Source organism: Nocardioides sp. zg-1230 (genome assembly GCF_013155335.1).
Taxonomy (GTDB): Bacteria; Actinomycetota; Actinomycetes; order Propionibacteriales; family Nocardioidaceae; genus Nocardioides.
This window is the reverse complement of the sequence record NZ_JABJQZ010000008.1, coordinates 36690-50998: the sequence shown is the minus strand read 5'-3', so window position 1 is coordinate 50998 and position 14309 is coordinate 36690. Positions and strand designations below refer to the sequence as shown.

General features: G+C 71.8%; 18 protein-coding genes. 17 read left to right on the top strand and 1 reads right to left on the bottom strand.

Features of this window, described 5'->3' with window-relative positions:
• The first annotated feature begins 83 nt into the window (after positions 1-83).
• On the top strand, positions 84-1166 hold the full coding sequence (locus tag HOO61_RS19630; RefSeq protein ID WP_172259162.1) for an amidohydrolase family protein: 1083 nt from the start codon (positions 84-86) through the stop codon (positions 1164-1166).
• A 101-nt stretch (positions 1167-1267) separates the two neighbouring features.
• Here HOO61_RS19630 and HOO61_RS19625 read toward each other — a convergent pair whose 3' ends face one another.
• A complete protein-coding gene (locus HOO61_RS19625; RefSeq protein ID WP_172259163.1) occupies positions 1268-1843 on the bottom strand; it encodes a hypothetical protein in 576 nt (191 codons plus the stop codon).
• Positions 1844-2028: 185 nt separating this feature from the next.
• Between HOO61_RS19625 and HOO61_RS19620 the strand changes: the two genes are divergently transcribed.
• The 16 genes from HOO61_RS19620 (at position 2029) to HOO61_RS19545 (ending at position 14303) form a co-directional block, all read left to right on the top strand.
• Entirely contained in the window at positions 2029-2685 is a 657-nt protein-coding gene (locus HOO61_RS19620; RefSeq protein ID WP_367650153.1) for a GNAT family N-acetyltransferase, read from the top strand.
• Positions 2686-2760: 75 nt separating this feature from the next.
• The gene (locus HOO61_RS19615) at positions 2761-3255 is read left to right on the top strand and encodes an RNA polymerase sigma factor (RefSeq protein WP_172259165.1); all 495 of its coding nucleotides are present in this window, start codon (positions 2761-2763) and stop codon (positions 3253-3255) included.
• Positions 3242-3874, top strand: coding sequence for a hypothetical protein (locus HOO61_RS19610; protein ID WP_172259166.1), 633 nt, complete (start codon positions 3242-3244; stop codon positions 3872-3874). Before HOO61_RS19615 ends, HOO61_RS19610 begins: the two co-directional genes overlap by 14 nt.
• 64 nt (positions 3875-3938) lie before the next feature.
• Complete coding sequence (locus HOO61_RS19605; RefSeq protein WP_172259167.1) at positions 3939-4607, top strand: hypothetical protein; 669 nt, start codon at positions 3939-3941, stop codon at positions 4605-4607.
• Positions 4608-4777: 170 nt separating this feature from the next.
• Positions 4778-5299, top strand: coding sequence for a 30S ribosomal protein S16 (gene rpsP / locus HOO61_RS19600; RefSeq protein ID WP_172259168.1), 522 nt, complete (start codon positions 4778-4780; stop codon positions 5297-5299).
• 5 nt (positions 5300-5304) lie between these two features.
• On the top strand, positions 5305-5547 hold the full coding sequence (locus HOO61_RS19595; protein ID WP_090973096.1) for an RNA-binding protein: 243 nt from the start codon (positions 5305-5307) through the stop codon (positions 5545-5547).
• 174 nt (positions 5548-5721) lie between these two features.
• Complete coding sequence (rimM, locus tag HOO61_RS19590) at positions 5722-6291, top strand: ribosome maturation factor RimM (RefSeq protein WP_367650154.1); 570 nt, start codon at positions 5722-5724, stop codon at positions 6289-6291.
• Positions 6288-7466, top strand: coding sequence for a tRNA (guanosine(37)-N1)-methyltransferase TrmD (gene trmD, locus HOO61_RS25060; RefSeq protein ID WP_172259169.1), 1179 nt, complete (start codon positions 6288-6290; stop codon positions 7464-7466). Before rimM ends, trmD begins: the two co-directional genes overlap by 4 nt.
• A 199-nt stretch (positions 7467-7665) precedes the next feature.
• Entirely contained in the window at positions 7666-8016 is a 351-nt protein-coding gene (rplS, locus tag HOO61_RS19580; protein ID WP_135840759.1) for a 50S ribosomal protein L19, read from the top strand.
• Between the two features lie 147 nt (positions 8017-8163).
• A complete protein-coding gene (lepB, locus tag HOO61_RS19575) occupies positions 8164-8931 on the top strand; it encodes a signal peptidase I (RefSeq protein WP_172259170.1) in 768 nt (255 codons plus the stop codon).
• A gap of 41 nt (positions 8932-8972) precedes the next feature.
• Positions 8973-9674, top strand: coding sequence for a ribonuclease HII (locus HOO61_RS19570; protein ID WP_172260063.1), 702 nt, complete (start codon positions 8973-8975; stop codon positions 9672-9674).
• Positions 9671-9979, top strand: a complete 309-nt coding sequence (locus tag HOO61_RS19565) for a DUF2469 domain-containing protein (RefSeq protein WP_172259171.1) — start codon at positions 9671-9673, stop codon at positions 9977-9979. The genes HOO61_RS19570 and HOO61_RS19565 overlap by 4 nt, the downstream gene beginning before the upstream one ends.
• A 167-nt stretch (positions 9980-10146) precedes the next feature.
• Positions 10147-10548, top strand: a complete 402-nt coding sequence (locus HOO61_RS19560; protein WP_172259172.1) for a YraN family protein — start codon at positions 10147-10149, stop codon at positions 10546-10548.
• On the top strand, positions 10548-12149 hold the full coding sequence (locus HOO61_RS19555) for a YifB family Mg chelatase-like AAA ATPase (protein ID WP_172259173.1): 1602 nt from the start codon (positions 10548-10550) through the stop codon (positions 12147-12149). The genes HOO61_RS19560 and HOO61_RS19555 overlap by 1 nt, the downstream gene beginning before the upstream one ends.
• On the top strand, positions 12146-13321 hold the full coding sequence (gene dprA / locus HOO61_RS19550; RefSeq protein WP_172259174.1) for a DNA-processing protein DprA: 1176 nt from the start codon (positions 12146-12148) through the stop codon (positions 13319-13321). Before HOO61_RS19555 ends, dprA begins: the two co-directional genes overlap by 4 nt.
• A 28-nt stretch (positions 13322-13349) precedes the next feature.
• The gene (locus tag HOO61_RS19545) at positions 13350-14303 is read left to right on the top strand and encodes a tyrosine recombinase XerC (RefSeq protein ID WP_367650155.1); all 954 of its coding nucleotides are present in this window, start codon (positions 13350-13352) and stop codon (positions 14301-14303) included.
• Positions 14304-14309: the final 6 nt, after the last annotated feature.

Genomic DNA, 14309 nt, shown 5'->3' with positions numbered 1-14309 from the left:
AGTCGGCGTCGCGCCGACGTCATGCCCAGAACTGGGCATCGGGGGCGCGGCGGCCGTACCCGGCTGGCGATAGCGTGCCCGGCATGCCCCTCGAGCCAGCCCAGCGCTACCGCGGACCGGTCCTGCCCGACGGCGAGCCGCGTGACCTCTACGTCGTCGACGGCCGCGTCACCTACGAGCCCCAGGCGGGGGCCGACACCGTCGCAGAGGGCTGGATCGTCCCCGGCCTGGTGGACGCGCACTGCCACCTCGGGCTCGACGACTTCGGCGCCACCGACGACGCGGCCACCGAGCAGCAGGCCATCGCCGACCGCGACGGCGGGGCCCTGCTCATCCGCGACGCCGGCTCGGCGGCCGACACCCGCTGGATCCACGACCGCGACGACCTGCCCCGCCTGATCCGGTGCGGTCGGCACATCGCCGCCACGAAGCGCTACATCCGCGGCTACGCCCACGAGGTGGAGCCGGCCGACCTGGCGTCGTACGCCGCGCAGGAGGCCCGCAGCGGCGACGGGTGGATCAAGCTCGTCGGCGACTGGATCTCTCGGGACGAGGGCGACCTCGCACCGTCCTTCCCGGCGCAGGCGTTCGCCGACGCGATCTCAGCGGCCCACGCCGAGGGCGCCAAGGTGACGGCGCACTGCTTCGGCCACGGGGTGCTGCCCGGGCTCATCGAGGCGGGCATCGACTGCATCGAGCACGGCACCGGCCTGACCGAGGACCTCATCGACGCGATGGTCCAGCACGGCACCCGCCTGGTGCCGACCGTCATGCAGCTCGACAAGTTCCCCGAGCACGCTGCCGCGGGGCAGGAGAAGTTCCCGGCCTACGCCGAGACGATGAACGACCTCTACTCCCGCATGCCTGCCACGATCATGGCGGCCTACGAGGCGGGCGTGCCGATCTACGCCGGCTCCGACGGCGGCGGCATCAGCCGCCACGGCAACATCGCCGGCGAGATCGAGGCGCTCGTGCGGATCGGGATGCCGGCGCACGACGCCCTCGGCGCGGCCAGCTGGCGGGCCCGGGAGTGGCTGGGGGTGGACGGTCTCGTCGAGGGCGCGTCCGCCGACTTCGTCGTCTACGACCGCGACCCGCGCGCCGACCTGTCCGTGCTGCGTACGCCGACGCGGGTCGTGCTGCGCGGCCAGTCAGTCCTGGGCTGAGTGCTGGGCTGAGTGGGGGCTCAGTGGTGGGCTGAGCCCATCGACGACGAGGGGCGGTCACCCGGCCGGGTGACCGCCCCTCGTGCGGACGCGATGTGCGATCAGGCGGTGGTGTCCGCCTCGGTCTCGCCCTCGAGCTCGGCCTGGGCAGCCTTGACGTGGTCGCGCACGTCGCGGATGTCGGCCTTGGTGCTGGTGGCGGTGATCTCCAGCGCGGCGGCCTCGGCGGCCGCCAGGTGGCTGACGGCCTCCGGGTCGGTCGCTGCGGCCTCCTCGAGGCCCTCGACCTTCTTCACGATGTTGACAACGATCCGGAAGTTCTCGACGCGGAACGAGCGCAGCTCCTTGCGGACGGCCCGGGTGTCGACGGTGCTGTCGGCCGCCTCGACGGCGGCCTTCAGGTCGGTCAGGGCGGTCCGAGCGTCGGTCACGTTGGCCACGACCTCGGCCTCGGTGTCGTCGGCCAGGGCCTCGACGGCGTTGCTGGTCGACAGCCGGGCGAGGCGCTTGTCCTTGCCCGCGATGTCCTTGAGCAGCTGCTTGGTCTGCGCCTTGACCGTCTTCGCCGGCTTGGTCGGCTTGTCCGGCGCTGCCACGGCAGTGGCGGACAGCGCGGACGGCGCGACGAGCGCAGCGGTGGCGAGGGCGGTGGCGGTGATGCGCCGGGTGGTGTTCATTGAGAGTGCTCCTGTGAATTGGGGGGATGGAGTACTGACGGCGACCCACCTTGCAGTAAGTCGGTGGTCCAGACAATTCGAGGAACGGGCATGTCGTGTAGTCACTTCGGGCCATGTCCCCTCGGACGACCTGCTGTGTCGAAACCGATTTGAGCGGCGATGCCCCGGCGGGATGGGATAGGCCCGTGAGCACACTCGTCGACCTCTTCCCGCCGCTGGGCCTGCACGTGCAGGCCGGCCCCCTCGAGCTGCGGGGACTCTCCGACGAGCTCATCCTCGAGCTGTGCGACCTCGCGGAGCGGGGCATCCACCCTCCCGACGAGATGCCGTTCTACTTCCCGTGGACCGCGGCCCCGCCCGGCGAGCTCGCCCGCAACACCGCGGCGTACCACTGGGGCAAGCGCTCCACCTTCTCGCCCGAGGAGTTCTGCCTCGACCTCGCCGTGCTCCTCGACGGTCGGGTCATCGGCGCCCAGGGGGTCGCATCCAGGCACTTCCCGGTGACCAGGACGGGGGAGACCGGGTCGTGGCTCGGGCGCGAGTTCCAGGGGCGCGGGCTCGGCACGGCCATGCGCCGGGCGATGTGCGAGCTGCTCTTCGACCACCTCGGCTTCGAGGAGATCACCTCGGCGGCCTTCCTCGACAACCCCGCGTCGCTCGGCGTCTCCCGCAAGGTCGGCTACCGACCCACCACGGTGAGCCGGATCAAGCGGCGCGAGGGCGAGCTCGCGCTCAACCAGGGCCTCGTCCTCACCCCCGAGGACCTCGTCAGGGGCGCCGAGCCCATCCGCGTCACCGGGGCCGAGGCCGTGCGCGCCTTCATCGGTCTGGACGCCGCCTGAGCCCCGCGAGAAGATGAGCGGGACGGGTCAACCGTCGAGCTGCCGCGCGGCTGTTCCCTGTCATGGAGGCATGGCATGCGAGCCGCTGAGCAGCAGGAGTACGACTGGTACTTCCGGGCCTGCTTCGCGCCGGTGTCCAGGACGGTCTACCTGATCGTCCGCGACCGGGGTCGCGCCGAGGACATCACCCAGGAGGCGCTCTACCGCCTGCTGCGGCACTGGCGCACCGTCTCGGCGTACGAGCGCCCGGAGGCGTGGGTGAGGAGGGTCGCGATCCGGATCGCGGTCCGCGAGGTGCAGCGCGCCGCGGCCCGTCCGGAGAAGGAGCGGCTCGCCCAGCCGGCGTCGTACGACGAGACCCCGGACCCCGACGTGGCCAGGGCCGTGGCCGAGCTCGCGCCCATGCAGCGGGCAGCCGTCGTCCTCTACTACTGGGAGGACCGGTCCGTGCACGAGATCGCCGAGCTCCTCTGCGTCTCGGACTCCACTGTCAAGCAGCACCTCTACCGGGCGAGGCACCGGCTCGCGACCGTGCTCGGCGAGGAGGAGGTCGACGATGTCCGTCGATGACCGCCTGCGCCGGGGTCTCGAGACCAACGCGATGTCGTTCCGACCCGAAGGAGAGGCGCGCCTCGTTCGCGTCCACCGGCGCAACCGTCGTCACACCGTGCTCACCGGAGCATCGGCGGTGGTCCTGCTGCTGGGCAGCGGCGCGACGCTCGGGTGGGTGCTGGGCGGCGATGGGGTGGCCGGGGGGCGAGGTGCGGACCCGGTCGACGCACGCACTGCCACGGTCGCGTCCCCGTCTCACCCGGTGATCCCTCCCTCGAACTGGCGCAGGGTGATCACCCGTGAGGAGCTGGTCGCAGCCGGGGCCGACGGTGCCTTCCTGCGCGAACACCTGGGGTCCGCCGACCGACTGCCCGTCCTTCTGTCCTTGTCGCGTGACGTCTTCAGCCAGAGCGGTCGCTACGCCGACGGCTGGAGCGGAGGCGATGCCGGACGCGTGTCCTACGACGACGAGGGTCGGCTCGTGCTCACCAGCAGCAGCAGCGGCTGTCCCGGCTGCGTGCTGGCGCTCGACTGGCGCCTCGAACCGGGGGAGCTGCACCTCGGCGACGCCACCGGCATGCTCGATCCCATCGACCGGGTCGTGTACGTCGGTACCTGGCAGTCCGCGGACGATTGAGGTCAACCCCGGACCTTGCCGGTGGCTGTAAGAGGGCATCACCTACTCACGGAGGGACCCCGCCATGACGTCTCGCTCGTTCAGGACGCGAGCAGCTGTCCTCGTGCTCCTGCTCACCGCCACCGCGTTGCCGGCCTCGGTCGCGCAGGCCGACCCACCTGAGGAGGTCGACCAGTCCTTGCTGGTGCCGACCACCCTCGACTCGTCCTTCGCGCCGTTCACGTGCCGCGTGCGCCGGACCGGGCCTGTCTGCACCGGCGAGCGACACCTCGACACGGGGTGGCAGCCGGTCGACTTCCCGTGCCACACCCAGCTGCACAACCGGTTCGTCTCGTACCGTCACCAGACGCGCTACTACGACCACGACTACCTCAACTACGACCGCCACTTCCGCAGTCGCGACATCGACTACTTCAGCGCCACGCCCGGCGGTCCGACGACGGCGACGATCATCACCAATGTCCGCTTCGACGAGCCGTTCGGCGTCCGGGGCGACGATTCGACCGTCACGATCATCACCACCGGCACCATCTGGGACATCCGCCCCGCGGATGGCCCGTCGCTGGTGCGCGTGGTCGGGACCGTCGTCGAACCTCCGGGGGAGGTCGGCACCTTCAGCGGCCACGTCACGCGGGAGGGCGTCACGACCCACCACGAGGAGACGCCGCTGGACGAGGTGATGCCGGAGACGTACTTCTTCGAGACCGTCTGTCGAGCTGCCACGGGCGGGTGAGGCGACCCGATTGGTGGGTGGGTCGTACCTCTGGCAGAATCTTCCCTCGTGTCCTGCGCGCCCGGACCCTCTCATCCGAGCGACGCAGAGCCCTTCGAAGGACCAGCACCGGTGACCCCACCTGGGAACGGTCCCTCACCCACGACAATTCCTGAGGAGACACCACAAACGTGGCCGTCAAGATTCGTTTGAAGCGCCTGGGCAAGATCCGGGTGCCGCAGTACCGCATCGTCGTCGTCGACTCGCGCAAGAAGCGCGACGGTCGGGTGCTCGAGGAGATCGGCAAGTACCACCCCAAGGAGGAGCCCTCCCTCATCGAGGTGACCTCCGACCGCGCCCAGTACTGGCTCGGCGTGGGTGCGCAGCCCTCCGAGGCCGTCGAGGCGATCCTCAAGGTCACCGGTGACTGGCAGACGTTCAAGGGCCTGCCGGGCACCGAGGGCACCCTCAAGGTCAAGGAGCCCAAGCGCTCCAAGCTCGACATCTTCAACGAGGCCCTCAAGGAGGTGTCCGCCGAGTCGAAGGGCTCCGCGACCACCTCGAAGAAGAAGGCCGACAAGAAGGCCGACGAGCCCGCCGCTGCCGAGGCTCCGGCCGAGGTTCCCGCGTCGGAGACGCCCGAGGGCGCCGCTGACGCCGCGGAGGCTACCGAGACCGTGACGGCCGAGGACGCCGGCAAGAGCGAGGCGTGAGCGACGTGCTGGCCGAGGCTCTCGAGCACCTGGTGCGGGGCATCGTCGACCACCCCGACGACGTCACGGTCCGCGACAAGCAGCTGCGTCGAGGCTCGATCCTCGAGGTCCGGGTGCACCCCGACGACCTCGGCAAGGTGATCGGCCGCAACGGCCGCACCGCGACCGCCTTCCGCACCGTCGTCTCGGCCCTCGCCGGCCGCGGCGGCGCGCGGGTGGACTTCGTGGACACCGACCGCCGGCGGTAGCGCTAGGCACCTGCCGGTGTCCGCGAAGCATCCGACGTAGCGTGGACACCGACCGCAGGCGCTGACCACAGCATCATCAGGCGGGCGTCACCCCTATCCGGGGTGGCGCCCGTCGTGCATGTCCGGCCCTGAGTCGCTGGGAGACTCACCGCCGAGTCCCTCTACGCTTGCCCGGTGAGCGAGGACATCGAGGTCGTGGTCGGCCGCATCGGCAAGCCCCACGGCATCCGCGGCGAGGTCACCCTCGACGTACGCACCGACGAGCCCGAGCGGCGCTTCGCCCCTGGTACGACGCTGCGCGCCGAGGCACCCGCGGGGGCCGACCGGCGTCCGTCGAGCCTCACCGTCGCGCGCGCCCGGTGGCACCAGAGCACGCTCTTGGTGACCTTCGAGGAGCTGGCCGACCGCAACGCCGCGGAAGCCGCGCGCGGCACCGTCCTGTACGCCACCATCGGCCTGGACGAGACCCCTGACGACCCCGAGGAGTTCTACGACCACCAGCTCGTCGGGCTCGACGTCGTCGACGTCGACGGCACGCCGCTGGGCACCGTGACGGCGCTGGTCCACGGTTCGGCGCAGGACCTGCTGACCGTCCGCACGGCCGACGGCCGTGACGCGCTCGTGCCGTTCGTGACCGCGCTCGTGCCCGAGGTCGACCTCGAGGCCGGTCGGGTCGTGGTGGCCGACCGGCCGGGCCTGGTCTCGCCCTTCCCCGACGACGCGGCGGACGAGGCCGGGTCGTGAGGATCGACGTCGTCACCATCTTCCCCGACTACCTCGCCCCGCTGCAGCTGAGCCTGCCGGGCAAGGCGCGCGACAAGGGGTTGCTCGACATCGAGGTGCACGACCTGCGGCAGTGGACGAGCGACCGCCACCGCACCGTCGACGACACGCCCTACGGCGGCGGCGCCGGCATGGTCATGAAGCCCGAGCCGTGGGGACAGGCCCTCGACGCCGTGGCGCAGGGAGCGACCATCGTCTTCACCACTCCGAGCGGTGAGCCCTTCACGCAGGCGCTGGCCCACGAGCTGAGCGGCGTCGACCACCTCGTCTTCGCCTGCGGGCGCTACGAGGGCATCGACCAGCGGGTCATCGAGCACGCCGCCACGATCGGCACGGTGCGGGAGGTCTCGCTCGGCGACTACGTCCTCAACGGCGGCGAGGTCGCGGCGCTCGCCATCACCGAGGCGGTCGTGCGGCTGCTGCCGGGCTTCATGGGCAACGCCGAGTCCCTGGTCGAGGAGTCGCACGCCGACGGCCTGCTGGAGTACCCCGTCTACACCAAGCCGGCCTCCTGGAACGGGCGCGACGTCCCCGACGTGCTGCTGTCCGGCGATCACGCGCGGATCGCCGCCTGGCGCCGCGAGCAGGCCGAGCGTCGCACGGCCGAGCGCCGTCCCGACCTGCTGCCGGCGACCGGACTCGTGGCTGCCCTCGACGACCTCGACGTGCGCCCGGCCGTCCCTGCCGACGCGGGCGAGCTCTACACGCTGCAGCGCGCCTGCTGGCTGCAGGAGCTCGAGGCCAACCCGGGCGTGGAGATCCCGGCGCTGCGCGAGTCGCTGGACGACGTACGCCGCGGGCTGGGGGAGTGGACCGTCATGGTCGCTCGCGAGCCGAGCTCGGGACGCCTCGTCGGAGCCGTCCGGGGTCGCGTCGACTCGCACGGCGAGTGGGACATCGGCCGGGTCATGGTCGCCCCCGACCTGCAGGGACGGGGTCTGGGACGCGCGCTGCTCGAGCTCGTCGAGGCACTCGCCCCGGCCGGCGTGACGACGTACGTCCTCTTCACGGGGGCGGGCTCGACCGACAACCTGCGCATGTACAAGAAGGCGGGGTTCCGCCTGCGCGCCGACCGGAAGGCCCCGCCGGGTGCCGTCGTGCTCACCAAGGATGTCCGGAAGCGGATTTCACGCTGACCGCTGGGCTCTGGCAGACTTCACCCTTGGTCCGCTCGAGGCCAGGGTCGCCCGGATGCATCAGTCGATGCACCGCGCCGGGGTCCCGCCGTACCGCACCTGCCACAGGGGGCGCGCCGGCCGGTCGCACCGAGCACCAGCCAAGTCCATCACCACCACGAACCGCGGCTGACCTGTGGCACTCGCGAGGAGCAACGTCATGACCAACGTCATCGCCGACCTCGGCACCGCCATCAAGCGTGACGACGTCCCGGACTTCCGCGCCGGCGACACCGTCAAGGTCCACGTCAAGGTCATCGAGGGCAGCCGCTCGCGTGTCCAGGTCTTCCAGGGCGTCGTGATCCGCGTGCACGGCTCGGGCATCGGCCGCACCTTCACCGTCCGCAAGGTCTCCTTCGGCGTCGGCGTCGAGCGCACCTTCCCGGTCAACTCCCCGATCTTCGAGAAGATCGAGGTCGTGACCCGCGGCGACGTGCGCCGCGCCAAGCTCTACTACCTGCGCAACCTGCGCGGCAAGGCTGCGAAGATCAAGGAGCGCCGCGAGGCGTGATCCGTCGCACCGCGCCGCGAGGCGTCGGTTCGACCAGGGACTCGTTAGTCTCTGCGAGTGACTTCCGATGGCCGCGGTTCCTCGTCCCTCTCAGCGGGCGAGGAACCGCGGTCGTCGCGTGTGAAGGAGCAGTCTGAGGATGGCGCGATGAGTGGTCGCACCCAGCGGGTGTCGGAGCAGAAGGCCGGTCGCGGCAAGCGCAAGCAGCTGCCGCTGTGGCAGGAGACGATCCTGCTGCTCGGCGTCGCGCTGGTGCTCGCGATCGTCATCAAGACCTTCTTCGTCCAGGCCTTCTACATCCCGTCGGAGTCGATGGAGCCGGGCCTCATCCTCAACGACCGGATCCTGATCCAGAAGGTCTCCTACTGGGGCGACGGCGAGCCCGAGCGCGGCGACGTCGTGGTCTTCAAGGACCCGGGCGGCTGGCTGCCGCCGGTCGACTCGGCCGGCCCCACCAACCCGGTCGCCAAGGTGATGGCCAAGGTCGGGCTCTACCCGACCGGTGGGCACCTCGTGAAGCGCGTCGTCGGCGTCGCCGGCGACACCATCGAGTGCTGCGACGACCAGGGGCGCCTCATCGTCAACGGGCAGCCGCTCGACGAGTCCGACTACGTCAAGCGTGGTGGCGCGAGCTGCAACGGGCCGATGCCGACCAACGGTGCGTGCGACGAGAAGTGGACCGTGGGCCCCATCCCCGACGGACACATCTTCGTCATGGGTGACAACCGCTCCCGCTCCGCCGACAGCTCGCAGAAGATGTGCCAGTCCGACGAGACAGAGTGCGTCCCGGGGGACGAGTTCGTCCCCGTCGACCTGGTCGTCGGCAAGGTCTTCGTGCTGCTGTGGCCCGCTGACCGCTTCCGCTGGAACTCCCGTCCGACCACGTTCGAGGACGTGCCGGACCCGACCCCGTGACGCTCTCGCCACAGCTGCCGCCCGAGCCGCTGCCGGGCGGGATGACCGTACGCCGCGACGCCGGGATCTACGGCTACGAGCGTGCGCTGCGCCGGGCCGGGCTGGACCCGATCGCGGGCGTCGACGAGGCGGGGCGGGGTGCGTGCGCCGGGCCGCTCGTCGCCGGCGCCGTCATCCTCCCGCCGGGCAAGGCGGGCATCGTGCCGGGGCTGGCCGACAGCAAGCTCCTCACCGAGGCCGCACGCGAGCGCGTCTACGCCCAGGTGGTCCGCCGGGCGCTGGCGTGGTCGGTCGTGGTGATCGACAACGAGGAGTGCGACCGGCTCGGCATGCACGTCGCCAACGTCGAGGCGCTGCGTCGCGCGGTGGCCCGCCTCGGAACGCGGCCGTCGTACGTCCTCACCGACGGGTTCCCCGTCGACGGCCTCGGCGTCCCGGGCCTGGCGGTCTGGAAGGGCGACCGCGTCGCGGCCTGCATCGCAGCAGCCTCGGTCGTCGCGAAGGTGACGCGCGACCGGCTGATGGTCGGCCTGCACGACGAGTGGCCCGACTACGACTTCCGCACCCACAAGGGCTACATCACCGCCGACCACGAGGCAGCGCTCGCCCGGCTCGGCCCGTGCCCGGCCCACCGGATGCGGTTCGTCAACGTGCGGCGTGCGGCGGGTCTGGAGCCGGTCGGCGAGGACCAGGTGGCTAGTGTCGGCCTCGAGCCGGGCAGCACGACCGAGGAGGACCGATGAGCGCCGAGGATCTCGAGAAGTACGAGACCGAGATGGAGCTCACCCTCTATCGCGAGTACCGCGACGTCGTGGGCATCTTCAAGTACGTCGTGGAGACCGACCGTCGCTTCTACCTGTGCAACCAGGTCGACGTGAAGGCCCGTTCGGAGAGCGGCGACGTCTTCTTCGAGGTCTCGATGACCGACGCCTGGGTCTGGGACATGTACCGCCCGGCCCGCTTCGCGAAGAACGTGAAGGTGCTGACGTTCAAGGACGTCAACGTCGAGGAGCTCGCGCCGCAGGACATCGACCCGCCCAAGGACTGACCGGCGCCCGGTCGCTCTGGCGGTGTTGCCGCAGATCTGGCCACCGATCGTCCACAGCCCCGCCGATCCGGGCGTCCTCCACAGGTGCGGCGCGGTCCCCGCCAGCTCCGTCGGTGCCGCGCGGTGTGCTGGTGCCTTCCCGCACCTGTCCACGGAAGGCGCCCACCATGGCCCGACGAGCTGCCGCTTCCCCGTTCGCCCCCGACCCCGCAGCCGAGCACCGTCGCCGGCTGGGGGAGCGCGGCGAGTCGATCGCGGCCCGCCACCTCTGCCGGCTCGGGCTGGTCCTGCTCGACCGCAACTGGCGTTGCGACGCCGGTGAGATCGACCTGGTGCTGCGTGACGGCAACACCCTCGTGATCTGCGAGGTGAAGACCCGCACGTCGACCGACTTCGGTGATCCGCTCGAGGCGGTCGACCGGCGCAAGGCCGACCGGCTGCGGCGCCTCGGGGCGCGCTGGCTGCTCGTGCACGACTGCCATCCCGACGACATCCGCATCGACCTGGTGGGCGTCCTGGCGCCGCGCGGCCGACCGGTCGAGGTCGAGCACGTCGAGGGGGTCGGCTGATGGCCTTCGCGACCGCTCGCTCGCTGGCGCTCAAGGGAGCTGACGGCCACGTCATCGACGTCCAGGTCGACGTCTCCCCGGGCCTGGTCAACACCACGATCGTCGGCCGGGTGGACAAGACCTTGTCCGAGGCCCGCGACCGGGTGCGGATGGCGATCAACAACGACTGCGGACGCTGGCCGGCGACCAAGCGGGTCACGATCCTGCTGGCGCCCGCCGACCTCCCCAAGAGCGGCACACACTACGACCTCGCGATCGCGATGGCGGTCATGGCCGCCGACAAGAAGCACGAGGACCTGACGCCCGACCTGCTCGAAGGCTGGGCGTTCATCGGAGAGCTGTCCGTCGCCGGTGCCCTGCGCCCGGTGCCAGGGGTCCTGCCCATGGTGATTGCCGCAGCCGCCCACGGCATCACCCGCGTCTTCGTCCCCGAGCCGCAGGCCGGTGAAGCCGGGCTCGTGCCGGGGATGACGGTGTTCGGCGTCCGGTCGCTGGCGCAGGTGTCCGCGGTGCTCCGCGGGACGGAGGTGCCCGAGGCCGACCCCGTCGTGGGGCCGTCGTCCAGCCCCCTGGCGACGTGGCGCGGCGAGGACCGCCTGACCGACCTCGACCTCCGTGACCTCGACGGGCTCGAGGACGTCCGCTACGCCGTCGAGGTCGCCGCGGCGGGCGGTCATCCCACGATGCTGATCGGCCCCCGCGGCACCGGGAAGACGTCGATCGCCGAGCGCATCCCCACGATCCTGCCCGACCTGACGACCGAGCAGGCCCTGGAGGTGACGGCGCTCCACTCGGTCGCCGGCGTCCTTCCGGAGGGGACCGGTCTCGTGCGCCGTCCGCCGTGGTTCGCCCCGCACCACTCGGCCACTGCCGCGAGCGTCCTGGGAGGCGGCACCGGCCGGGTGCGGCCGGGGCAGGTCAGCCTCGCGCACCACGGCGTGCTCTTCCTCGACGAGTTCCCGCACTTCCGTGCCGATGTCGTCGAGGCCATGCGGCAGCCGCTCGAGTCCGGGGAGGTGACCATCGCCCGCGGCGAGGAGTCGGCCACCTATCCGGCCCGCTCGCTGGTGGTGCTCGCGGCCAACCCGTGTCCGTGCGGCAACTTCCACGGACTCTCCGGCGGCAGCTGCGAGTGCAGCGACGTGCAGCGTTCCCACTACCGTCGCAAGCTCACGGGTCCGATCCTCGACCGGGTCGACATCTGGATGGAGGTGCGCCCCCAGGGCAGGCGGACGGGGTCGTCGTTCCGCCCGGAGCCGGAGTCGTCCGCCGACGTGCGGGCGCGGGTCGTCGAGGCCAGGGCGCGCCAGTCGCGCCGCTACCGCGACTGCTCCTGGCTCCTCAATGCGTCCTGTCCGGGCCCGGTCCTGGTCGAGCGGTGGCCCCTGGAGCCCGCGGGCCAGCGAGTCGTCGACAAGGAGCTGGCCGACGGCAGGCTGACCCGACGTGGGTTGACCCGCGTGCAGCGCCTGGCGTGGACGGTGGCTGACTGTGCGGGGGTGGCGAGGCCGGGCGAGCGCGAGGCCGAGATCGCCCTGGCGCTGCGGTCCGACGACTCCGCCCGCTCGCTGCCGGCGAGCGTCGTCCGGGTGGCGTCGTGAGTGCCGCACACCTGCGGTCCGTGCCGCCCGTCGCGGAGCCGATGAGCCGGACGCGCGACGCCGAGCGCCTCGCGCGGGTGACCCTGAGCTGCGCCGTGGAGCCCGGTGACGGCACGACGTCGTCGCTCGTGCGCCAGATGGGCGCGGAGCGCGCACTCGAGAAGGCGCGGTCAGCGGGTGAGGGCGAGCCCGGGGAGATGCTGGCGCTGCGGCTGGCCGAGGTCGACGCGGTCCGGCAGCTCGACCAGGCCGAGCGGTGCGGCATCCGCTTCCTCGTCCCGGGTGACGCCGAGTGGCCCGTCGGCCTCGACCAGCTCGACGACGCCATCACCACGGACGGGTTCGGCGGCACGCCTCCGGGCCTGTGGGTGAAGGGTCCGATGCCGCTCACCGAGCTCGCCACCTCGGTCGCCGTGGTCGGCTCGCGGGCCGCCTCGGTCTACGGCGTGGAGATGACCCGCTCGGTCTGCGCGCACCTCGCGCTCTCGGGGGTGCCGGTCGTCTCCGGTGGGGCGCTCGGCATCGACTTCGAGGCGCACGACGCCACGCTGTCCGCCGACGGTGTCACGGCCGCTGTCCTGGCCTGCGGTGCGGACCGGGTCTATCCCGCCCACAACCGGCTCCTGCTCCAACACCTCGCCGCCGAGTTCGCCGTCGTGTCCGAGCAACCACCCGGCTCGGCGCCCACGCGGCCGCGGTTCCTGGCCCGCAACCGGCTGATCGCCGCCATGACCACCGGCACGGTGGTGGTCGAGGCGGCCCTTCGGAGCGGCGCCCTCAACACGGCCGGGTGGGCCGAGAGCCTGAACCGCCACGTGATGTGCGTGCCGGGTCCGGTCACCAGCTACACCTCCCGGGGCGTCAACAACTTCCTCCGCGAGGGCCGCGGCACCGTCGTGACCCACGGCGCAGAGGTGCTCGAGCTGGTCGGCGCGGCGGGGGAGCACCTGGTCGAGCCACCGCGGGGCGAGGATCGACCGCGCGACGACCTCACTCCGACCGAACGGACCGTCGTGGAGTGGGTGCCGGTCAGCGAGCCGGCGAGGGTGGACTCGATCTCCCGCCTCTGCGGGCTCCCGCTCCGCACCACCGAAGGCGCGCTGCGTCGACTGAGGTCCAAGCGGTTCGTCCAGCTCACCGATGAGGGATGGCGGCTCGCGCCTGACGTGTGAGCACCCTCGGCGCGCCTAGGCTGCGAGGGTGAGCGAGCCGGCCGTGCCCGACCAGGGCGAAGGGAAGGACCTTCCCGAGTCCTTCATCCGCCTCCTCGGCGACTACGAGCGCCACCTCGTCTCGGAGCGCGACCTCGCCCCGCACACGGTGCGCGCCTACCTCGGCGACATCGCCGGGCTGCTCGACCACTGCCAGCGGCTCGGGGTCACGGACGTGGCCGACCTCGACCTGCGCACGCTCCGCAGCTGGTTGGCGCGGCTGCAGACGACCGGTCGCAGCCGTACGACGATCGCGAGGCGGGCCACCGCCGCGCGGGTGTTCACCGCGTGGCTGCACCGGACCGGCCGGTTGCCGAACGACCCCGGGGCCGCGCTGGGCTCGCCCAAGAAGCACAAGACCCTCCCGCCGGTGCTGCGTGCCGACGAGGCCGAGGCGCTGATCCGGTCGGCCGCAGACCTCGCCGACGACGGCACCCCGGTCGGTGTGCGCGACGTCGCGATGCTCGAGCTGCTCTATGCCACGGGAATCCGGGTCGGTGAGCTCGTCGGCCTCGACATCGACGACGTGGACGACGAGCGCCGGGTCGTGCGCGTGTTCGGCAAGGGCCGCAAGGAACGCTCGGTGCCCTACGGCACCCCGGCCGGTCGGGCGGTCGACCGCTGGCTGACGGCCGGCCGGCCGCGCCTGCGGGTCGAGGGCTCAGGCCCGGCCCTGTTCCTGGGGGTGCGGGGGCGGCGCATCGACCAGCGTGCGGTCCGCCACCTCGTGCACCGCCGCATCGCCGACGTACCCGGGGCTCCCGACATCGGACCGCACGGTCTGCGCCACACGGCCGCCACCCACCTGCTCGAGGGCGGCGCCGACCTCCGCTCCGTGCAGGAGCTCCTCGGCCACGCCTCGCTCGCGACCACCCAGCTCTACACCCACGTCACGACCGACCGGCTGCGCCGGGCCTACCAGCAGGCCCACCCCCGCGCCTAGCCGGAT

Coding starts and splice junctions, on each gene's coding strand:
- HOO61_RS19630 (WP_172259162.1), top strand. CDS start 84: ATGCCCCTCGAGCCAGCCCAGCGCTACCGCGGACCGGTCCTGCCCGAC.
- HOO61_RS19625 (WP_172259163.1), bottom strand. CDS start 1,843: ATGAACACCACCCGGCGCATCACCGCCACCGCCCTCGCCACCGCTGCG.
- HOO61_RS19615 (WP_172259165.1), top strand. CDS start 2,761: ATGCGAGCCGCTGAGCAGCAGGAGTACGACTGGTACTTCCGGGCCTGC.
- HOO61_RS19610 (WP_172259166.1), top strand. CDS start 3,242: ATGTCCGTCGATGACCGCCTGCGCCGGGGTCTCGAGACCAACGCGATG.
- HOO61_RS19605 (WP_172259167.1), top strand. CDS start 3,939: ATGACGTCTCGCTCGTTCAGGACGCGAGCAGCTGTCCTCGTGCTCCTG.
- rplS (WP_135840759.1), top strand. CDS start 7,666: ATGACCAACGTCATCGCCGACCTCGGCACCGCCATCAAGCGTGACGAC.
- lepB (WP_172259170.1), top strand. CDS start 8,164: ATGAGTGGTCGCACCCAGCGGGTGTCGGAGCAGAAGGCCGGTCGCGGC.
- HOO61_RS19570 (WP_172260063.1), top strand. CDS start 8,973: ATGACCGTACGCCGCGACGCCGGGATCTACGGCTACGAGCGTGCGCTG.
- HOO61_RS19565 (WP_172259171.1), top strand. CDS start 9,671: ATGAGCGCCGAGGATCTCGAGAAGTACGAGACCGAGATGGAGCTCACC.
- HOO61_RS19560 (WP_172259172.1), top strand. CDS start 10,147: ATGGCCCGACGAGCTGCCGCTTCCCCGTTCGCCCCCGACCCCGCAGCC.
- HOO61_RS19555 (WP_172259173.1), top strand. CDS start 10,548: ATGGCCTTCGCGACCGCTCGCTCGCTGGCGCTCAAGGGAGCTGACGGC.